The organism is Parabacteroides goldsteinii, assembly GCF_020091425.1.
Lineage (GTDB): Bacteria > Bacteroidota > Bacteroidia > Bacteroidales > Tannerellaceae > Parabacteroides > Parabacteroides goldsteinii.
Map to the genome: position 1 here is coordinate 6,082,943 of NZ_CP081906.1, position 21,356 is coordinate 6,104,298.

At 45.9% G+C, this 21,356-nt stretch carries 14 protein-coding genes; 9 read left to right on the forward strand and 5 right to left on the reverse strand.

All coding sequences use genetic code 11. The annotated features are described in order from the left end of the window. Nucleotides 1-100: 100 nt before the first annotated feature. Entirely contained in the window at nt 101-4,123 is a 4,023-nt protein-coding gene (locus K6V26_RS25015) for a glycoside hydrolase family 2 TIM barrel-domain containing protein (protein WP_224264158.1), read from the reverse strand. 204 nt (nt 4,124-4,327) lie between these two features. Here K6V26_RS25015 and K6V26_RS25020 point away from each other — a divergent pair, with 204 nt between their 5' ends. From K6V26_RS25020 to K6V26_RS25030, 3 genes are read left to right on the forward strand one after another with little or no spacing between them, the layout of a single operon-like run. Then, a complete protein-coding gene (locus K6V26_RS25020) occupies nt 4,328-6,538 on the forward strand; it encodes a patatin-like phospholipase family protein (protein WP_195585885.1) in 2,211 nt (736 codons plus the stop codon). Between the two features lie 50 nt (nt 6,539-6,588). Beyond that, entirely contained in the window at nt 6,589-7,998 is a 1,410-nt protein-coding gene (locus K6V26_RS25025) for a sialate O-acetylesterase (protein WP_224264159.1), read from the forward strand. Nucleotides 7,999-8,037: 39 nt separating this feature from the next. Continuing rightward, nucleotides 8,038-8,709, forward strand: a complete 672-nt coding sequence (locus tag K6V26_RS25030; protein ID WP_009860024.1) for a DUF2461 domain-containing protein — start codon at nt 8,038-8,040, stop codon at nt 8,707-8,709. Between the two features lie 47 nt (nt 8,710-8,756). Here K6V26_RS25030 and K6V26_RS25035 read toward each other — a convergent pair whose 3' ends face one another. Continuing rightward, entirely contained in the window at nt 8,757-9,965 is a 1,209-nt protein-coding gene (locus tag K6V26_RS25035) for a hexokinase family protein (protein ID WP_224264160.1), read from the reverse strand. Between the two features lie 368 nt (nt 9,966-10,333). Between K6V26_RS25035 and K6V26_RS25040 the strand changes: the two genes are divergently transcribed. Continuing rightward, nucleotides 10,334-10,741 carry a DUF3836 domain-containing protein gene (locus K6V26_RS25040; protein WP_224264161.1) on the forward strand — a complete coding sequence of 136 codons (408 nt, stop codon included), beginning with the start codon at nt 10,334-10,336 and terminating at the stop codon, nt 10,739-10,741. Between the two features lie 103 nt (nt 10,742-10,844). Here K6V26_RS25040 and K6V26_RS25045 read toward each other — a convergent pair whose 3' ends face one another. Next, on the reverse strand, nt 10,845-12,209 hold the full coding sequence (locus K6V26_RS25045; protein ID WP_009860021.1) for a TrpB-like pyridoxal phosphate-dependent enzyme: 1,365 nt from the start codon (nt 12,207-12,209) through the stop codon (nt 10,845-10,847). A 156-nt stretch (nt 12,210-12,365) separates the two neighbouring features. Between K6V26_RS25045 and K6V26_RS25050 the strand changes: the two genes are divergently transcribed. From K6V26_RS25050 to K6V26_RS25070, 5 genes are all read left to right on the forward strand, one after another. Next, nucleotides 12,366-13,592, forward strand: coding sequence for a hypothetical protein (locus tag K6V26_RS25050; RefSeq protein ID WP_010800869.1), 1,227 nt, complete (start codon nt 12,366-12,368; stop codon nt 13,590-13,592). A 16-nt stretch (nt 13,593-13,608) separates the two neighbouring features. Further along, nucleotides 13,609-14,832 carry a DcaP family trimeric outer membrane transporter gene (locus K6V26_RS25055; RefSeq protein WP_009860019.1) on the forward strand — a complete coding sequence of 408 codons (1,224 nt, stop codon included), beginning with the start codon at nt 13,609-13,611 and terminating at the stop codon, nt 14,830-14,832. Continuing rightward, nucleotides 14,829-15,716: an SDR family oxidoreductase gene (locus tag K6V26_RS25060; RefSeq protein WP_187386432.1), complete on the forward strand. Its 888-nt coding sequence runs from the start codon at nt 14,829-14,831 to the stop codon at nt 15,714-15,716. Before K6V26_RS25055 ends, K6V26_RS25060 begins: the two co-directional genes overlap by 4 nt. 20 nt (nt 15,717-15,736) lie before the next feature. Continuing rightward, the gene (locus K6V26_RS25065) at nt 15,737-16,924 is read left to right on the forward strand and encodes a phosphoribosylaminoimidazolecarboxamide formyltransferase (protein WP_224264162.1); all 1,188 of its coding nucleotides are present in this window, start codon (nt 15,737-15,739) and stop codon (nt 16,922-16,924) included. 219 nt (nt 16,925-17,143) lie between these two features. After that, complete coding sequence (locus K6V26_RS25070; RefSeq protein WP_195585882.1) at nt 17,144-18,700, forward strand: sulfatase-like hydrolase/transferase; 1,557 nt, start codon at nt 17,144-17,146, stop codon at nt 18,698-18,700. 198 nt (nt 18,701-18,898) lie between these two features. Here K6V26_RS25070 and K6V26_RS25075 read toward each other — a convergent pair whose 3' ends face one another. Next, on the reverse strand, nt 18,899-20,176 hold the full coding sequence (locus K6V26_RS25075) for an ATP-binding protein (RefSeq protein ID WP_009860015.1): 1,278 nt from the start codon (nt 20,174-20,176) through the stop codon (nt 18,899-18,901). A 162-nt stretch (nt 20,177-20,338) separates the two neighbouring features. Beyond that, nucleotides 20,339-21,349: an aspartate-semialdehyde dehydrogenase gene (locus K6V26_RS25080; protein ID WP_195585881.1), complete on the reverse strand. Its 1,011-nt coding sequence runs from the start codon at nt 21,347-21,349 to the stop codon at nt 20,339-20,341. Nucleotides 21,350-21,356 lie beyond the last annotated feature (7 nt).

The following is a 21,356-nucleotide window of genomic DNA, read 5'->3' on the forward strand; positions in this document are numbered from 1 at the left end:
GGCAAATCTTTATTCAGTAAGGCTGATTGCTGCTAGGGCAATTATTAAAAAAGGCGGGCAAAAGCCCGCCCTTATAGAGACATCCTAAGATACAAATCTCTTATTCACTTAAAATAGTCAGTTCCGCTCCCGTTGCGAAATCCTGTCCGTTCTGTGAACTCAGTGCGGTGAAACGGATGTAACGTCCTTTTACCGGTTTGTCGAAGAGGACTTTCTTTTCGTCCCGATTATTCGCGAACTGGCCTTTGCAGACAGGCTCACCCCAATTCTTGCCATCGGAGCTGACCTGGATGGAATATTCTTTGATATTACCATTGTTGCTGTCTTTGCGAGGCATATAGATAAAGCCTTTGAATGCTTTCTCTTCGCCGGCATCCAGATCTACCCAGTGTGGATATTTGGCTACTGTGACAGAATACATACTGTGCCAGATCGTATTCGGATCGCCGTCTACCAGGTGTTTGGCATCGCCTTCGCCAACCTCTTCGCTGCTGGCGTAGATAACCTCTGTCTGGATGCTTTCCAACTTATTGAAAGTCTTTGTCGACTTGATCTCCGGATTGTTCTTTAACCAGGCAGTGATTGTTCCGCCTTCGCGCATCGGGATAGCTCCGGTATATTCTTTCGCTTTTTTCTCTTTGCCGATCGTGTAGCAGAAGACAGCATCCTTATCAATAGATGATAATTCAACCATACCTACACGGGAACGGGTGATGGAGAAAGGAATCTCACCGGCGGCCGATACCTGTGCGGCAGCCGACAGGTCTTGTGTGGCCGGGCGGATGATAAAGCCGATATTGTTCTGTCCGGCAAATACACGGTCATGAATCAATGGGCCACCTTGTCCGCAACTGTTACCTCCCAAACCTGTAACGGCAAGATCAAGATGCAGATAAGTGTCACCGGCCTTCGGTAACTGATAAGGATGTCCGGCCAATGTCATATCGAGTGCGGAATATTGCAAAGCAGAAGTAGAAAGGCGGTTGGTTGCCACAAAGAGAGCTCCCTTGCCGGCCTTGTCGGTCAGTGCACACCAGCGCACATCTTCGTGATTACCCATATCCTGCGGTTTCGGGAAGTTCACGAACTGGTCGGCTACGGTCGATTTATATTGTTCGATAAACTGTCCGGCTTTACGATCGGCATAGTTTTCAACCGGACCACGTCCGTAGTATGTATAGTTTTTATAACGCTGAGGAACGATCATCCGGTAGCCTAAACGTGGCAGTACCAGACTTGAATTGTTGGAGGTGATGCTGGCTTGCAGTTCGATGGAACCGTCACGGTAGATGGTCCATGCCTGGTCGGTCGTGAACTTGAAGTCGTCTTCGCCGAAGGCTTTATCGGTCAGTTCTTCCACTTTGTTCTTGCCGCTGGATGTTCCGCCCAGTATCTTGGCTGCATTGGGAGCCTGCGATTCTACGGTGTAGAACAATACCATGGAACCGTCTTTCCGCTTGATCACTTTGGACGCGGTAGCTTTATGTTTCAGATTATGCAAGCCGTTTTCGAACCAGCTTCCGTAGAACCAGTTATCGTTGTTCGTGAAGGCACGGAAAGCATCCAGTTTCGGACCGTTACCGTCGGCAATGATTGTTTCGCCACCATAATTCAGATTATAGATCGTACCGCTTTCATTGTCGAATGTGACATTGAAGTTATCTCCTTTGATCGTAGAGAAGCGTGCGTCCGACTGTTTTTTGAGAGACAGTTCTCCTGCTGAGGCATTTGCCACTTCGTTGATGGCAGGTTTGCCCACAGATGCTTTGACTGGAAGTTGTTCTTCTGCCATTACATAACCTTTGGGGGCCCAGGGTTTATCCTCTTTCAGCAGAAACTGAACTTTAACGAAATATTCGTTGTCCGCTTTCAGTTGGCTGTACGTATAAGGAATGGCTACCTGCACACGTTTACGTGGTGAAACCTTACCCGGATTCAGGGAGCCGCTTTCCACTTCTTTGCCGTTTTCATAAAGCGACCATTTCACATCGTAATCGGACAGATCGTTGAAATAGTATTTATTGAATAGCTCGAAAAGGCCTTTCTGTGCATCGACTTCTGTGACGCCGATATGCTGGTATACCTTTTTCACTTCATAATACTGCGGTTTCGGTTCCAGGTCGCCGAACACGATACCGTTCATTACGAATTGACCGTCGTTGGGCGTATCGCCGAAGTCACCGCCATAAGCCAGGTAGCGTTTGCCGTCGGAGGTATAGTTGTAAAGAGACTGGTCCACCCAGTCCCAGATGGCGCCACCACAGAAGAAGTTGGTCGACTCCATTGCATCCCAGTAATCAACCAGGTTACCGCAGGCATTCCCCATCGAATGGGCATATTCTGAGATATGGAACGGATACTTGATGTCATAATCGCCTTTCACGGCACCGCGCACCCAAGAGATAGACGGATACTGGTTGGAACCCATATCTACGATTTTATTGTTGCGCTCGTACTGAACGGGACGTGACAGGTCTGCTTTCTTTAAAGCATCGTAGGCCTCTACGAAGTTGTGTCCCGGACCGGCTTCATTCCCCAACGACCAGATCACGATAGACGGATGGTTGATATGGGCGTTTACCATTTCCATGACACGTGCCACATGTGCATCCCGCCATTCTTTCGGGTGGGACAGGGAGGCCTGGCCATAGTAATATTCGTGCGATTCGATATTGGCTTCATCTTCCAGATAAAGACCATATTTGTTACACAGGTAATACCAGTACGGATCATCCGGATAATGTGAGTTACGAACGTGGTTTATATTGGCGCGTTTCATCAGCATCACTTCGTCTTCCATCATTTTGCGTGTGATGGCATGGCCTACGGACGGATTACTTTCGTGACGGTTCACACCTTTTAGTTTGACAGTCTTGCCGTTTACGTAATAGTAACGTCCGGCCAGTCCGAACTCGTCTTCAGATGCCGGTGTATCCTTGATTTCTACCTTGCGGAAACCTACAGTGGTGGAAACCATATCAATCGTTTTATTCTTTTTATCTTTCAGTTCGGCAACCAGTGTATAGCGGTAGGGCTGTTCGGCCGACCATTTATTGGGCGCTTTCACTTTGATGGTCATCAGGTTCTCCGTTGTTTCATCCGGGTTGATCCGTTCGATGACAGGCGATAAGAATCCATCGACAAGTGTATTTTCGTCTGAATAGAGTTTATTGGCATAAAGCGAATAATACACTTTATAATTCTTGATTGCTTTTTTATCGAGGTTACGAATGTCTGCCTTGACGGTCAGCGAACCGTCGGTATATGTTGCATCCAGATCGGGTGTCACCACCAAATCGCGGAAATGCACTTTCGGTGTCGAATAGAGCGCAACGGTCCGGAAGATACCCGGTAGACGGAACATATCCTGTGCTTCGAGGAACGAGCCGTCGGAACTGCGATACACTTCGGCTGCCACAATGTTCTTTCCTTTTTGAAGATAAGGAGTAATGTTGAAATTGGCTGCATTACGGGAGTTTTTGGAAAAACCTACATAATGGCCGTTAATCCATAAGTAGAAAAAGGAATCTACTCCGTCGAAACTGATAAATACATTGCGTCCGTCCCAGTCTTCCGGGATGGTGAACTCACGACGGTAAGAGCCGACTTCGTTACGGTCTTTAAAGGTCGTCCAGTTTTCCGGTGGGGTACGCATCACGCCTCCCCGCCAGTCGTCGACAGCCACTTTGTGCTGGAAGATAACCGGTTGGTTCACGTAAATAGGGGTACCATACTTCTGTGTCCCGTCTTTCTGAAGACCGACAATGTTCCAACTGGATGGCACGGGGATATTGTCCCAGCCTGATACATCGAAGGAGGGTTGATAGAAATCCTTCGGACGTTCTTCGGGCGTACGGGCCCAATTGAATTTCCAATCTCTGTTCAGAGATTGCCAGTAGGCACTGTTTTCCGGTAATACTTTCCGGGCACTCTCCAGATTCTGGAAGGAGAAGAACCAGGCACGGGGTTGTTCTTTGTTCAGCGCAAGGTTCTCGGGTGATTCCCACTCGTTCCCTTTCGGCGCTTGTTCTGAGGCATACTGATAGCCTTTCAGTAAATCTACTGTCGCATAGCTTTGAAATGTCAAGCAGCATAGTAATAGACAGAATGCTGATTTTTGCATATGAGTTTTTCTTCTTAAGGTGAGAAATAGGCTTCAAATTTAATACATTTATCGGAGAGTCTGTTGCTTACTTCGTGTTTTATTTATCTCATTGCGTTTCCTCCCGTATGATAAATTATGAATCTGGTATAGTAAATGCAGTAAACTCCGATTCGTTTGCATCTTTAGCGTAAACGAACTACATTTGCCGTAAATAGTGTGCAGATGAAAAAGTTACTTTGCTTTTTGCTGATGTTACTGGTCGCTTTGCCTTCCCTGACAGCTCAACGGAAGAAGGTTGGAGTTGTATTAGGCGGCGGGGGTGCAAAAGGTGTAGCTCATATTGGGGTGTTGAAAGTATTGGAGGAAGCCGGTATTCCGATTGATTATGTGGCGGGTACGAGTATGGGCGCCATTGTCGGTGGTTTATATGCCATCGGGTATACGCCGGCGGAAATAGATACGATGGTGTTGGAGCAAGACTGGACCATGCTGCTCAGCGACCGGATCAAACGAAGCAGCCTTACCTTTCCGGAAAAGGAAAACTCCGAACGATACATTCTTTCCCTGCCTTTTGGGAAAGATAAGAAAGACCGTGTCATCCAGGGGATGATAAAAGGACAGAACCTGATGAACCTCTTTTCCAACCTGACGATCGGTTATCATGATTCCGTAGATTTCAGAAACTTCAATATACCTTTTGCCTGTGTCGCTGTGGATGCAGTCGATGGGAAGGATTATGTGTTCCGTAAAGGCAGCCTGCCGCTGGCGATGCGTGCCAGTATGGCGATTCCGGCAGTGTTTACCCCTGTCCGACTGGATAGTATGGTGCTGATAGACGGCGGGTTGAACGATAACTTCCCGGTAGATGTCGCCCGGGAGATGGGCGCCGACGTGATTATCGGTGTAGACCTGGGTACCAGTGATTTGAAGACGCTTGACAAGCTGAACAGTCCCGGTGATGTGATCGGGCAGATTATCGCCTTACACGGACATGATAAATATGCACGTAATAAGGAGCAGACCGACCTGTTGCTCCGCCCGAATATGACCTCTTATAATGCCGCCAGCTTTAGTACGGTTGCACTCGATACGCTGATCCGTCGCGGAGAGCAGGAAGCCTATGCCCATTGGGATGAGATCATTGCACTGAAAGAGAAAATAGGAATAGCGGAAGATTCCTGTCCGGAAGAGCATGGACATGTCCGGAAATCTTACCCCGCGCTGCCTACCGACAGTTTCTATATCCGGACGATCTCCTTTGTCGGTACCGATCCGAGGGACGAAAAGTGGTTGATGAAGATCAGTGGTTTGCGGGAAAACAGCCGGATCACGTTGCACGAACTCCATCATGCCATGTCTGTGCTGATCGGCTCCAATGCCTATTCGAATGTAGATTATATGCTGACCGGCGAGCAACAGCAGAATTTGGTGCTGACGGCACAAAAAAAATCAGTCAGCTCTGTGAACCTGGGTGTGCGTTTCGATTCGGAAGAGGTCATCGGCGTCTTGGTGAATGCCACTTTCGATCACCGGGCCCGCAACCATTCGAAGCTGGGATTTACCGGGCGTGTCGGGGGGAAGACTTCGTTTGCCCGCCTGGATTATGCCATCGAAAGGAATCCTTTGCGCAACCTGAACCTGGCCTACCAGTTCACTTACCAGGATCTGGATATCTACAAGAAAGGCGATAAAACATTCAATACCAGCTATACCCATCATTTTGCCGAGTTCGGCTATTCGGATATGAACTGGCTGAATTTTAAGTTCAAGCTGGGATTGCGTTATGAATATTATGATTATAATTCCTTTCTCTATACCGGTGATAATAACCAATACGAGGTAAAGCCGGAAGGTTTTATCAGTTATTTCGCTATGGCACATCTGGAGACGTTCGATAAGCGGTATTTCCCGACCAAAGGCGTTTCCCTGAAAGCGGACTATTCTTTTTATACGGACAATTTCGTCAGTTATAACGGGCATGCACCGTTCTCTGCGGTCGGTCTGAATTTCACTTCTGTCATACCTGTTACTTCCCATTTCAGTATCCTGCCTTCTCTGTATGGCCGCGTACTGATCGGTGGTAATCTGGCTTATCCTTTCCTGAATGCAGTCGGGGGCGAGGTGGAAGGACGGTATGTGCCCCAGCAGCTGCCGTTTGCCGGAATCAACCGGATGGAGATCTTCGACAACTCAGTAGCCGTTGCCCGCTTGCATTTTCGTCAGCGTATTGCAGGGAATAACTATATTTCCCTGATCGGTAATTATGCGATTCATCATGATGACTTCTTCCACCTGCTGAAAGGGAAAAACGTGTGGGGCGGAAGTCTCGGATATGCGTATAACAGCATTGCGGGACCGCTAAGCGCGACTTTCAGCATGTCCAATCAAAACACCAGCCTTCAATTTTATTTGAATCTGGGATTCTCGTTCTAGTTTTTGTTGTACATTTGTTATCCGTTAATCAATCAAATACAAAGAGATACATGAAACTTACACGAATTACAGGGATAGCCGCCGGTCTGTCCCTTCTGATTGTCGGTATGCAGGCACAGGTTAGTCTGCCGGCTGTTTTTACCGACCATATGGTGTTACAGCAGAAAAGTGAAGTGCCCGTGTGGGGCTGGGGATCTGCAAGTGCTACAATCAAAGTTGTCGGAAGCTGGGCTCCGCAGGATACGGCAACGACTGTCGTCCGTTCGGACGGAACCTGGGATACCACCCTGAAAACGATCGGGGCGGGCGGTCCTTATACCTTATCGGTCCTGGGCGATGGTACCCGCGAACTGAAAGATGTCATGCTGGGCGAAGTATGGCTGTGTAGCGGCCAGTCCAATATGGAATGGACTCCGATGCACGGTATCGACAACAGCGAAGAAGAGGTCGCCGCCGCCAATTATACGAATATCCGTTTCTTCCATATTCCCAAACGCGGGGCTGCAACCCCGCAGAATAATTGCGAAGCATCGTGGGCACCCTGTACCCCTGACAGAATGAAGAGTACCAGCGCTATAGCTTACTTCTTTGGACGTGACTTGCAAAAAGACCTGAATGTCCCTGTCGGCCTGATCGTATCTGCCTGGGGAGGTACTCCGGCCGAGGTATGGGTCCCCGAAGAACAGGTAATGAACAATCCCCGGATACGTGATGTAATGCCCGATAAAACATATCCCTGGTGGCCCGTAGAGCCGGGTGTACTGTATAATCAGATGATTAGTCCGGTCGTGCCTTATGCCCTTGCCGGCGCTATCTGGTATCAGGGCGAATCCAACCGCGATCATCCGGATTCGTATGGAATCCTGCTGAAAACGATGGTCGAGAGCTGGCGTAAGAGTTTCAAAAAAGACTTTCCGTTCTATCTGGTGCAGATCGCACCGTTTACCTATAATGCCGGCGATAATGGCGCTGCTTTGGTTCGCGAGCATCAGGAATGGGTGGCCCGTACGGTTCCGGGGGCCGGGATGGTCGCTGTTTCAGATTGTGTGGCAGATGTAAAGAATATCCATCCGACCGATAAGCAAAGTGTAGGACAACGTCTGGCGAATATGGCATTGGGCAAGATATACGGCCGGCTCGATTCCGGATATGAAAGCCCTCTGTTTGAAAGTATGACCATCGATAAGAACAAAGTTGTCATCTCTTTCCTGCATGCCGGTAACGGTTTGATGTGTAAAGATAAGGAAATTACCGGGTTCATGATAGCCGGCGAAGATGGTGTCTTTGTGCCTGCCAAAGTCCGGATCAAAGATAATACGGTCGTTGTAACCTCTTCCAAAGTGAAGAAGCCTGTCGTGGTGCACTATTGTTTCGATGATGCGACCATCGGCAACCTGTTCAGCAGGGAAGGTTTGCCGGTCGCTCCTTTCCGTACCGACAGAAACTGGAAGAATGAATGATATTATTCTCTATCTTTGTGGGTAAAACAGACAGACAATATGAATAAAGAGATTATACAATTCCTGAAGGAATTAAGCGTAAACAACAACCGGGAGTGGTTTCAGGCAAACAAGGACCGCTTCGATGTCCTGCACAAAGGATTTATCGACGAAGTGCAGGAAGTAATCAACCGGATTGCCCTGTTCGATCCGCAGGTAGCAGGCCTGGAATCGAAGGATTGCCAGTTTCGCATCTACCGCGATCTGCGTTTCTCGCCGGACAAGACACCTTATAAGGTTCATTTTGCAGCTTATATGGCCCAGGGCGGACGTGCCAGCGAGCGGGGCGGATATTATATCCATCTCGAACCGGGTGCCTGTATGCTGTCCGGTGGCGTATGGTGTCCTCCGCCTAAATTATTGAAAATGCTTCGCCAGGATATTTACGATCACATCGACGAGTTTGTCGGTATCATTGAAAAGCCATCCTTTAAGGAAGCCTTCCCGGTGATGGAAGGGGAGGTTCTGAAGCGTATGCCGGCCGGTTATCCGACCGATTTCAAATATGACGAGATTATGAAGCATAAAGATTTCTGTTTTGCGGCCAACTTGCCGGACGAGTTCTTTATGGCGGACGACTGGATGGATCAGACCTTAAAGCGATTCGAGGAGTTACTGCCGTTTAATAATTTCCTGAATTATACGGTGGATGAATTTTTAGGAAGAGTATAAAGAATAGCGAGGGTATTTCAACTGATTGATATACCCTCGTTTTCTTATCAAGACAATGCCGCAATAGCCGTCCCTATCAGATTCGCATTATTCATTTTGTTCACATGAACTTTCACATCGCCTATTCCAAGCTCATTCAGTAACTTTTCCAGTTCTTCCATTACGAGCACATTGTAATCTTTATCTTTCCTGTTAATACTCCAGAACATACTTCCTTCGGCTACCAGGCATACTTTTTTGATATCTTTATTATAAGAAACTAATAAAGAGACCAGTCCTGCGAGCGAAGCAGCTACCAATTGTGCAGAACGGTTATATATCCAGTGGGCAACCTGTACATATTTATCTTTATGAATATCCGGATAATTCATGATAGTCGTCAGCTTCTGCGCATCAAACTTTTCTTCGAATTCATCCAGCGGAAAGGTCGATTTCAATATCTCTCCCAAATACATGCCGGAGACGGCTTTCTCAAAACGTTGCATGCCATGGCTGTCGGAGCAGGCATCGACCGTGTCGTCGACAGTTGTCAGATAAGGGGGATGGAAGTTTCCTGATTCCAGATTGACAGGGATTAGCCCGTGTGCCTGTACGGAAGAGGGTAATTTTGTAATCTTTTCGGCAGGAATAAAGGTCGCCATATTGGTTCCCGTTCCGACTATAAGTCCGATATAGGCGTCATAACTACTGTCGGTAAGTCCGGCGAACAGGCTGGCTACTGTATCATTAAGAACCTTTATACTTGTAAACCCGGGGGTATTTCTGTCATTCAGATAGTCGAGCAGAGGTTTCCCTACCGGCTGTCCGAGCATTTCTTTGATATGCACTCCCTTTGTCCAGTGCAACAACCGGGCATCCCCGTCGGGAAGCGATTCGGCTGCGTACGAGAAGCAATAACCGATCGGCATTTCCTGTTCCCGCTTGATCTCTCCGATAGGGTCAGCCAGTTCCTTGAACAGTTCGTTACGGGTGAAGCCGGGAGTTTTCATTACTGACAGATCTTTTTTCCAGCCGTTTTCAGGATGGATAGTCGGTTTGTCGTTATTAAAGTTGACTGTTGCCACCCGGTAATTCGTACCGCCCAGGTCGAGAACGAGGGCTTTACCGTTTATGTTTGTACTTTTAGGGGTGATGAATGTCGGGATACATTGTATCTCCTGGCCGTCTTTTGCCAGACCTTCTTCTACTTTCTGTCGCAATGAAAGAGCAATCTCTTTCAATTGGTCATTTTCCAGTTTAAAAATATTTCTCTCCATGATATACCGATTTAATTTGGATGCTAATATCCTTCTTTTATTTCTAAATAACAATCGTGAGTGTATATTTAGTTCTGAATAATGCAGCTGATGATGAGAAAAACTATTAGTGTCAATTCGTAAGTAAGTTGGCTTTTTCTTTTGGCTTATTAAGAAAATAGAGACTGAAAACAATGTTATTTTGATGTTGTAAATCGTTTTTCTTATAAATTGTAAGCTTTGTGCTGTTTTGTATGTGTTGGGTTGTGGTTTGAAATAGTTAAATAAGGCTATTATGCTATCAATATGTCAGAATATATTTGGTTATTACCCGAAAACTGTGTTCATTTGCACGCAATTTGAAAGTAAATCTTATAAGTAATATATTTATGAAAGCTTCAATTTTAAGAAAAGAAATTTTGTCATTTGTTGTTTTGTTCGTTTGCGGTCTGGCAATGAGTGCCGCTTCTCCCAGAAACTATCTGTATGATACGAAGGAAGAGAACGGAAAGATCGTTTCAAAAGTAATATTCCTACAGGAAAAAGGGCTTTTGAACAAACAGGTGAAATATGAATTCGCCTACAATGATAACGGCAAAGTCGCTGAGAAAAAAGCGTACCGCTGGAATCAGGCAAAAGAGACATGGGATCCTTATTATCTGATTACATATCAGTATAATGAAGACGGAAATATCACTTCCGAATACGGAATGTGGGACAAAAAGAAGAAAGATTATAGCCTGAACACACAGAAAATGCTTGTTCCGGCAACCAATTATGAGGAAATTTTCTCATAATACCTATTTTAAAACATTCATAGACACACACGAAAGTGGCGCGAATAACAAAAGACGTGAGTCCCTGTTATTAGCGCCACTTTTATTTTGGTAAATAGTCCTCTTATTTGATGATCTTTTCCAATTCTGACAAATTGTTAGCAACTTCCTCATCTGTTACTTCGTAGTTTGTCAGGTCGCCGGCCAGATACTGGTCGTAAGCAGCCATGTCGATCAATCCGTGACCGGACAGGTTGAACAGGATCGTACGGGCTTTACCTTCTTCTTTCGCTTCCAATGCTTCGCGGATAGCAACGGCAATAGCGTGTGATGATTCCGGAGCCGGAATGATACCTTCCGCCTGGGCAAATAGGGTGGCTGCCTGGAATGTATCCAACTGTTTTACATCGTATGCGCTCATTAAACCATCTTTCATCAACTGGCTGACAATAGAACCGGCGCCGTGGTAACGTAGACCACCTGCGTGGATATTTGCCGGGGCAAAATTATGTCCTAACGTGAACATCGGGATGAGCGGTGTGTAGCCGGCTTCGTCACCGAAGTCATACTGGAACTGTCCGCGTGTCAATTTCGGGCAGGAAGCTGGTTCGGCGGCAATAACACGTACATCTTTTCCTTCTGTCAGTTTATGGCGCAGGAAGGGGAATGTAATACCGGAGAAGTTTGAACCGCCACCGAAGCAACCGATTACAACGTCCGGATATTCGCCGGCCATTTCCATCTGCTTTTCTGCTTCCAGGCCGATTACAGTCTGATGCAGCATGACGTGGTTCAATACGCTACCTAATGTATATTTGCAGTTCGGAGTTTGCATTGCCAGTTCTACCGCTTCCGAAATAGCTGTACCCAGGCTACCCTGATAGTTGGGATGGTCGGTCAGAATCTTACGTCCCGCTTTCGTACTCATACTCGGAGAGGCGATCACTTGTGCACCGAATGTCTGCATGATAGAGCGGCGATAAGGTTTCTGATGATAGCTGACCTTTACCATATATACAGCCAGTTCCAGGCCGAAAGCCTTGGCGGCATAGGATAGGGCGGCACCCCATTGTCCGGCACCTGTTTCCGTAGTGATATTGGTAATACCCTCCTGTTTGCAGTAGTAAGCCTGTGCGATAGCCGAGTTCAGTTTATGCGAACCGATCGGGCTGACGCTTTCGTTCTTAAAGTAGATATGTGCAGGAGTATCCAGCATCTTCTCCAGTCCGTAAGCACGAACCAGCGGAGTCGGACGCCATACCTTATATAATTCGCGAACTTCTTCCGGTATTTCAATCCATGCATCTGTCGTGTTCATTTCCTGGTGTGAAGCACCTTTGGAAAATAAAGGATACAAGTCTTCTTCCTTCAACGGTTGCTTTGTCTGCGGATTTAAAATAGGAAGTGGTTTGTTCTTCATGTCAGCCACAATGTTATACCAGGCTGTAGGTATGTCTTTCTCCTCCAATAAAAACTTTTTAGTACTCATAATTCTTTATGTAGTTTACATTATTAATCATTTTGGCCTTTCAGGCTTACAACTTGGAAGCAAAGTAACAAATAATATTTCGTTCTTCAAATTGAATAAACAAAAATATATACCTTTGCGCCTTCAAACTAGACAAATAGATAACAAACGACAACGATGAAAAAGCTGGCTCTGCTATTGGTAAGTATGCTGACTTTGTTTTCCGCAACTGCCCAGAAGAAAAACTTCACTTACAAGTTTTATGGTTTTGTACGTGGTGACCTGTTCTACAACACCCGTGCAAATATGGCTCCGGTAGACGGAAACTTCTACCTTTTCCCTTTGGATGAAAAACCGGATGCTGACGGGAAAGACTTGAATGCGACTCCCAACGGTAGTTTTTATACGTTCACTTCCCGCCTGGGATTGAGTGTGACCGGCCCGAATGTCGGCTCGGCTCGTACTTCAGCTTGTCTGGAGACTGACTTCGGCGGCTTTTCGGGAAGTACGACTATGTTGCGTATCCGCCAGGCATGGGTAGCGTTGGATTGGGATAAGAGTAATGTATTGATCGGTCATACCTGGCATCCGTTATTCGGTTCCGTATTTCCGGATATGTTGAATCTGTCGACAGGCGCACCTTTCCAACCTTTCAACCGCAGTCCGCAGATTCGTTATCAATACAAGGCAGGTAATGTAAAACTAACCGCTTCGGCTATATGGCAGTTGCAATACACGTCGAGCGGTCCGAAAGGGATGAGCGAAGATTATATAAAGAATAGTTGTGTGCCGGAGTTTTATGTAGGAGCCGATTATACGTCCGGCAATGGCTGGCTGGCAGGAGCCGGTATTCACCTTATTTCTTTAAAACCCCGTACGACTTCTGAGATAAATGACAAAGTATATAAAGTAAATGAGCGTATGACGACATATTCATACGAAGCTCACTTGAAATATACCGGCCGTAATTATACCTTTGCAGCCAAAAGCCTGATGGCTTCCTGTCTGGACCAGACGGCCCTGATCGGCGGCTATGGCATTAGTTCTGTCGATCCGAAGACCGGCGAGCAGGAATATACTCCTTTCCGTCATTCGACAACCTGGGCGAATTTCACCTATGGCACGAAATGGAAAACGGGACTATTCCTGGGATACACCAAGAACCTGGGGACGGATGATGAGCTGACAGCCTCGAAAACAGTTTACGGAATGGGACTGGATATCGATCAGTTGCTGACGGTAAATATGAATTTTTCTTATAATCTGCCTCACTGGCAGATCGGACTGGAATATTCTCCGGCAACGGCCTGGTATGGAACGATCGACCAGAAGAACGGTAAAGTGGGAAACACTCACGCCATAACCAATCACCGCATATTGGGATTGGTTATGTATTATTTCTAACTTTGAACGCTTTTAAATGAGAACGAGACTAGGTATGTTTTTATTGGCCGGATTGTTAGCTGTAACGTCCGGTTATGCACAGAAGAAGAATTTTTCGTATAAGTTTTACGGACAGGTTCGTGGTGACTTGTTCTATAATTCCCGGGCCAATTCCGAGATAGTAGACGGTTTGTTTCATCTCTATCCGAAAGATATCTCTCCGGATGCAGATGGTAATGATTTGAATGCTACGGCAAACGGTAGCTTTTACCTGTTGTATTCCCGCTTGGGGATTGATGTGGCAGGACCGAGTGTTGGCAAAGCTAAGACAACCGCTAAATTGGAAGTGGATTTCCGTGGTTCGGGAAGTAACTTTGCCATGATTCGTGTGCGGCATGCCTATGTAAATCTGGATTGGGGAAAATCGGCTGTCCTGATCGGACAGACCTGGCACCCATTATTCGGTGATATCTTTCCACAAATGTTGAACCTTTCCACCGGAGCACCTTTCCAGCCGTTCAGCCGTAACCCGATGCTTCGCTATCGTTATACCAATCAGGGGTGGAGCCTGACGGGGGCGGCTATCTGGCAGTTGCAGTATCTGTCTACCGGACCGAACGGAAAGAGCGAGGAATATATAAAGAATAGTTGTGTACCGGAATTTTATGCCGGTGTCGATTATAAAACCAACAATTGGATGGTGGGTATTGGTGCCGATCTTATTTCGTTGGCACCACGTATAAAATCCGAAGTCGGTGATAAGACTTATAAGGTAAAAGAGCGTGTTACCTCCGTTTCTGTCGAGGCGCATGCCCGTTATACGGATGATAACTGGAAGATTTCGGCAAAGACGATTATGGGAGAGAATCTGGCTCATCTCTGTATGCTGGGTGGTTATGGCGTCAGCAGTATAGACAAACGTACCGGCGAACAGGAGTATACGTCTTACCGTCATTCAATGACCTGGTTGAACGTGGTGTATGGCAAGAAATGGCAACCCGGATTGTTTGTAGGGTATTTGAAAAACCTGGGGGCAGGCAAGGATATTGTCGGACCGACTTATGGAGTGGGACTCGATGTGGATCAGGTCTTTACCACTAATTTGCAACTGTCGTATGTGTTGCCTCACTGGAAACTAGGAGTGGAGTACAGCCCGTCTCTGGCCTGGTATGGCGACCGTACACTTGCCGACGGACGTATTCGTGATACCCATTCAGTAACCAATCACCGTATATTAGGTGTATTAATATATTCATTCTGATGAAAACGCTGATAATTGGAGCAAACGGCTTTACAGGCAGACGCATCTTGCAACATCTGTCCCTGTGTGGTGGGTATGAACTGACAGGATGCTCCCTGCATAAAGATATTCAGCCGGAGAGTAATACCCGTTTCGTTCAGGCGGATATCAACGATCATCCGGCCATCGGGCGATTGATCGGGGAGATGCGTCCTGATGTCGTGATAAATGCTTCCGCACTTTCCGTACCCGATTATTGTGAGTCCCATCATGAAGAGGCGCATGCCGCCAATGTACTTGCCGTTGAAAATATGGCGCGTTGCTGTGAACAGGAAGGTAGCCGTTTTATTCATCTGTCGACCGATTTTGTCTTTGACGGAAAGAATCGTTCTTTATACATCGAGGAAGATATTCCGGCTCCGGTGAATTATTATGGCCTGTCGAAATATCAGGGAGAATTGGCCGTGGCTGCCAATTGCAGTAATTATGCGAATGTCCGCGTGGTCGTTGTCTACGGAAAAGCATTGCCGGGGCAACATGGCAATATTTTGCAACTGGTAAAGAACCGCCTGGAAGCTGGTCAGCAGATACGGGTCGTTTCCGATCAGTACCGTACACCGACTTGGGTAGAGGATATCGCTATCGGAGTAGAAAAACTGATGCATGTTTCTCTAAACGGTACCTGGCATATTTGTGGAGGTGAATGCCTTTCGATAGCCGATATCGCTTACCGTGTTGCCGATTATTTCAAGCTGGACCGTTCATTGATTATCCCGGTCACCACCGAAGAAATGAACGAAGCGACTCCGCGTCCCCGTTTCAGCGGACTGAGCATCGAAAAAGCAAAACGTGAATTAGGCTATACTCCTCATACCCTTGAAGAAGGAATGGCAGAGATGAGATAGAATCATATATAACAAGCAATATGAGCACAGAAAACAAAAACTCTTTAGAACTGAAGTACGGCTGTAACCCCAACCAGAAGCCGTCGCGCATTTTTATGCAGCAGGGGGAATTGCCTATAGAGGTATTGAACGGCCGTCCCGGATATATCAATTTCATGGACGCTTTCAATAGCTGGCAATTGGTGAAAGAACTAAAAGAGGCTACCGGACTACCGGCTGCCGCATCTTTTAAGCATGTCAGTCCGGCGGGTGCCGCTGTGGGAATCGAGATGAGCGATACCCTGAAGAAAATTTATTTTGTAGACGACCTGCCTCTTACTCCTTTGGCAACCGCTTATGCCCGTGCCCGTGGTGCAGACCGCATGTCTTCTTACGGCGATTTTATCGCTTTGAGCGATACTTGCGACGAAGCTACTGCCCGCCTGATCAACCGTGAAGTTTCCGACGGTATCATCGCTCCCGGTTATACCCCGGAAGCCTTAGAAATTCTGAAGAACAAACGAAAAGGAACGTATAACGTGATTAAGATCGATCCGTCTTATAAGCCGGCTCCGATCGAACATAAAGATGTGTTCGGTATCACTTTCGAACAGGGACGTAACGAGATTAAACTAGACGAAAGCCTGCTGACAAATATCCCGACTCAGAATAAGGAATTTTCCGAAGCTGCCAAACGCGATCTTATCATTGCCCTTATTACATTAAAATATACGCAGAGTAATTCTGTCTGCTATACAAAAGACGGACAGGCTATCGGTATCGGTGCCGGTCAGCAGAGCCGTATCCATTGTACCCGTTTGGCCGGAAACAAAGCCGACATCTGGTATCTCCGCCAGCATCCGAAAGTAATGAACCTGCCCTGGATCGAAAAGATCCGTCGTGCCGACCGCGATAATACAATCGACGTATATATCAGCGATGACCACGAAGATGTTTTGGCTGACGGTATCTGGCAACAGTTCTTCACCGAAAAAACGGAAGTGCTGACTCGCGAAGAGAAACGTGCCTGGCTGGACACCCTGAAAGGGGTAGCATTGGGCTCAGATGCTTTCTTCCCCTTCGGTGACAACATCGAACGTGCTCACAAAAGCGGTGTCGAATATATCGCACAAGCAGGCGGTTCCGTCCGTGACGACCATGTGATCGATACTTGTGATAAATATGGCATAACGATGGCGTTTACAGGGGTACGTTTGTTCCATCATTGATTGCATATGAAATGGGTAAGATTTCTGATGAAAGAATTCTTATCCATTCTGTTTACCTTAAATAATAGAACAGGAAAATCACGGTTATTATACGGTTTACTCTCGGAAAACAGCTTTATCTGTTGGCAGGGAAAACTTCGGTTGATATGCCTTATGAAGTGAAAGTTAACAGGTAAATTTGTATCTTTGGCGCAATACTATAGCTTTAAAGATCGATTTATGAATAAAACTCTCTCCTCTTCATTTGTAGCGGTTTTGTCTCTGGCAGGCGTTTCCATATCCGATTATGTACAGGCGCAGCAGCCGGTTAAACCTAATGTTATCTATATCTATGCCGACGATATGGGAAAAGGTATGCTGTCGGCTTATGGTCAGCGGCATTTTACGACACCTCATATTGATGCAATGGTTACCCGGGGGACTTCTTTCGATAATGCATACGGTTGTATGTTGTCGGCTCCGGCAAGAGCCTCTCTGCTGACCGGTTATCACGATTGCCATCCGGATAAATGGATGATATCGAAGGGAGGGCAGTTTATTCCTCCGACTGATAACCTCTCATTGATTCCGGCTCTTGAGAAAGAGATAGACGATGGGGATATTCTTCTAGGGGAAGGCGACTATTATCTTCCGCAGGTATTTAAGAAAGCCGGTTATGTAACCGCCGAGATCGGAAAGCTGGAATGGGGTTTTACGGCTACCCGCAAACAGATGAAGGAACATGGGTGGGATTATTATTACGGTTATCTCGATCATGTACGTTGCCATGGTTTTTATCCGCCGTTTCTGTTTGACAACGGTGAGATTGTAACGATTGACGGGAATACTCATCCGAACTGTGGAAAGAGTACGGAAAATGAAACAGATGAGACTTTGCGGGAGCGATGGGAAAGAAATGGTAAAGCTGTTTATTCGCAGGACCTTTTTCTGGATAAGATGCTGTCTTTTATCCGTGAGAATAAGGATAAACCTTTTTTCCTGTTTCATCCGACCCAGTTGCCGCATGGTCCGGTAGCTATTCCGGCCGTTCATCCGGAGTTGGCGGCCAACCCTGAGTTAACACCAATAGAAAAAGAATATGCTTCTATGATTAAGTTGCTGGATGATCATGTGGGGATAATTATGAATGAGCTTCGTGATCTCGGGTTGGATAAGAATACGATTATAGTCTTTGCTGCCGATAACGGGCATGAGATTTATTATTCGCAGAAAGGAAGATGCGAAAAACCTTATAAGAACCTGCGAACCGGTCAATTGTTTGATGACTATACAGATAAATATTACAGCGACCTGGCAGGCGATATTTTTAACGGGAATGCCGGTATGGCCGGACTGAAACGGAGTAATCTGGATGGCGGCGTACATATCCCGCTGATCTTTTACGGTGAAGGATTGATACCGGCCGGCGTGAAAAGCAAGGAATTGGTTTCCAATTACGACTTCCTGTCTACGATGGCTGATCTGCTAAACGTTTCGCTCCCGGTAAAGAAAGACGGTATCTCTTTCCTGCCTACTTTGCTGAATGGGAAGCAAACAGATCCGAAACGGTATGTCGTATATGGCTCCAATCTCGGACCGGGCATTGTTATGAACGATGGCTGGAAACTCCGTTATTACAGGAAACAAGGCGTTTATGAGTTGTACAACTTGTCTGACGATCCGCAGGAGCGCAAGAACGTGATTGATAAATATCCGGAGAAAGCGGAAGAACTGAAAGCTATTATGCTGAAGGAATGTGACGGAAACCTGGAAAATGGGGTGAACAGATACGGATAACTACTTTGGGAACACAGATTAATGCATATCACATCTGTGTTCCTTTCATATCACAGATGGATTCCGTTTGTATCACAGTTGAGTTTCTTTTGTATCACAGATGTGATATGAATAAACTTTGGCATTTTGCTGACTCTACATTTGGCTTCGTCGGTTCGTTCAGGAGGCTAATCCATTCCTTCCGGGCGTCTGTCGGCATTACCTGTTTTCCAACAGACTGTCCTGTTCAAGTAGCCATTTCCAAATCGGAACAACAGCGATCTCTTTTCCGTCTTCCACAATCATTTCTTCTTCATCGTGAGTAATGATGAGTAGTTTGTCAACATCCATGACTTTGGCTATTTTTAATAACGCTGTTATTTCGCGTTTGCGTGTTGCCTCTTCTTTCAGGCTATATGATACCTGTACAGCCAGATTCTTTGTCGGTATATAAAAGTCGACTTCAATGTTCTGATGATAAAAGTAAAGTTCTTCTTCGTATTTCTTTTTTAGGCTGATAGCTACCAAATTTTCTAGCAGTGAGGTTTCCGGGTCTATCAGAAATAGATTCAACAGGCCATTGTCGATGAAATAGTATTTCTGATTGGATACTTTCTCTACTAATTTACTGGCATAATTCTCAATAGAAAATATCAACCATGTTGCTTGCAAAAACTCCAGATAATCGATAACGGTATCTGTGGTGACTTTGACTCCTGTGGATGAAACGATGTTTGACAACCGGTTGAATGAAGAGGGTTGTTTTACGCTTTCCGCCAACTTACGGATCAGGACTTTCATGGCTAAATCGTTTCGGATAGAATAGCGTGTTATCAAATCACCAAAAAATATCTTATTGAATAAATTGCTTAACCATTGGCGCTTTTCTATCTCTTCTATCAATTCTAATTCCGGTAATCCGCCAAAATAAAAATAATCAGAGAATGAACGAACTATTTCCGTGCGGTTTTTGAAATACCAGGCTGGTTCAACAGTTATGTCATTGGCTTTTAGATATTCCCGAAATGAAAAAGGATATACATTCTGTATAATAAACCTGCCGCCAAGTGTTGTTGCAATCTCACTGCTTAACATTTTGGCGTTGCTTCCGGTAATATACACCCGATATTTCAGATCTGTTAGCCGACGGGCAAACTTCTCCCAATGCGTCACAATCTGAACTTCATCCAGAAAGAAGATAGGACGATGTGCATAAAGCTCTTCATAACAAACTTTTATAAGATCGAGATCTTCAACGCTTAGGTTTATCAGGCGATCATCTTCAAAATTGAAATAAAGAATTTCTTCTATTGAGTGTCCTTCTCTCAACAAATGTTGTATTTGTTGATACATCAGATAAGATTTACCTGCACGACGAAGACCAACAAATACATAGTTTAGCTGATCTGATAAATGAATATCTCGTTCAATCAGTGTTATTTTCTCAACGAATTGCTGATATTCAATGATTAGAGACTTTATTACATTCTTTTCCATGCTATTTTATCTTTTGTACAAGACAAATGTAGTCCTATTTTGTCGATTATAAAAGATAAAATAGCATTTGTTTTATCGTTCATGAAAGATAAACATGATAAAAAACGAAAGGGACGATCTCCAACAGACCGTCCCTTTCTATATAGAAAGATTGTAAGATTATTATCCTATATTCTTCACCTTGATCAGGTATTCGGCAATCTGAACAGCGTTCAGGGCAGCGCCTTTCTTGATCTGGTCGCTTACAGTCCAGAATGTCAGACCGTTCGGGTTGCTGATATCCTTGCGGATACGGCCAACGTAAACCGGTTCTTTATCTGCAACGAATAGTGGCATCGGATAGTCCTTGTTTGCCGGATCGTCCTGCAGGATGATTCCTTCGCCTTCAGCAAAAGCCTTGCGTGCTTCTTCTACGCTGATAGGACGTTCTGTTTCAATCCAGGTTGCTTCGCTATGGGCACGCATAACCGGAACACGAACACAAGTAGCACTTACTTCGATATCGGAGTGCATGATCTTGCGTGTTTCGTTATACATCTTCATTTCTTCTTTTGTATAACCGTTTTCAGTGAACACATCAACATGAGGAATCACGTTGTAGGCCAGCTGATAAGCGAATTTTTCTACAGTAGGTTCTTCGCCCTTCAACAGTTGTTCGTACTGCTTGATCAGTTCGGCCATAGCTGTTGCACCCGCACCGCTGGCTGCCTGATAAGTTGATACATGTGCACGTTTAATGTGCGATACCTTTTCGATTGCCTTCAATGCAACGACCATCTGGATGGTAGTACAGTTCGGATTGGCAATGATACCGCGCGGACGATTCAGTGCATCTTCCGGGTTCACTTCAGGAACTACCAAAGGCACATCGTTATCCATACGGAATGCGCTGGAGTTATCGATCATTACAGTACCGTGTTTGGTAATGGTTTCTGCAAATTCGATAGATGTACCGCCACCGGCCGAAACAAAAGCAACATCGATTCCCTTAAAGTCGTCGTTATGCTTAAGCTCCTTAACGGTGTACTGTTTACCACGGAAGGTATAAACACGTCCGGCACTACGAGATGAGCCAAAAAGCACCAGCTCATCCATTGGGAAGTTTCTTTCGTCGAGCACGCGCAGGAACTCTTGTCCTACAGCACCACTCACGCCAACAATTGCTACTTTCATTTTGAGC

Excerpts from the sequence above, each read along its gene's own strand:
- K6V26_RS25015 (WP_224264158.1), bottom strand. The coding sequence starts at position 4,123 with ATGCAAAAATCAGCATTCTGTCTATTACTATGCTGCTTGACATTTCAA.
- K6V26_RS25020 (WP_195585885.1), top strand. The coding sequence starts at position 4,328 with ATGAAAAAGTTACTTTGCTTTTTGCTGATGTTACTGGTCGCTTTGCCT.
- K6V26_RS25025 (WP_224264159.1), top strand. The coding sequence starts at position 6,589 with ATGAAACTTACACGAATTACAGGGATAGCCGCCGGTCTGTCCCTTCTG.
- K6V26_RS25030 (WP_009860024.1), top strand. The coding sequence starts at position 8,038 with ATGAATAAAGAGATTATACAATTCCTGAAGGAATTAAGCGTAAACAAC.
- K6V26_RS25035 (WP_224264160.1), bottom strand. The coding sequence starts at position 9,965 with ATGGAGAGAAATATTTTTAAACTGGAAAATGACCAATTGAAAGAGATT.
- K6V26_RS25040 (WP_224264161.1), top strand. The coding sequence starts at position 10,334 with ATGAAAGCTTCAATTTTAAGAAAAGAAATTTTGTCATTTGTTGTTTTG.
- K6V26_RS25045 (WP_009860021.1), bottom strand. The coding sequence starts at position 12,209 with ATGAGTACTAAAAAGTTTTTATTGGAGGAGAAAGACATACCTACAGCC.
- K6V26_RS25050 (WP_010800869.1), top strand. The coding sequence starts at position 12,366 with ATGAAAAAGCTGGCTCTGCTATTGGTAAGTATGCTGACTTTGTTTTCC.
- K6V26_RS25055 (WP_009860019.1), top strand. The coding sequence starts at position 13,609 with ATGAGAACGAGACTAGGTATGTTTTTATTGGCCGGATTGTTAGCTGTA.
- K6V26_RS25065 (WP_224264162.1), top strand. The coding sequence starts at position 15,737 with ATGAGCACAGAAAACAAAAACTCTTTAGAACTGAAGTACGGCTGTAAC.
- K6V26_RS25070 (WP_195585882.1), top strand. The coding sequence starts at position 17,144 with ATGAATAAAACTCTCTCCTCTTCATTTGTAGCGGTTTTGTCTCTGGCA.
- K6V26_RS25075 (WP_009860015.1), bottom strand. The coding sequence starts at position 20,176 with ATGGAAAAGAATGTAATAAAGTCTCTAATCATTGAATATCAGCAATTC.
- K6V26_RS25080 (WP_195585881.1), bottom strand. The coding sequence starts at position 21,349 with ATGAAAGTAGCAATTGTTGGCGTGAGTGGTGCTGTAGGACAAGAGTTC.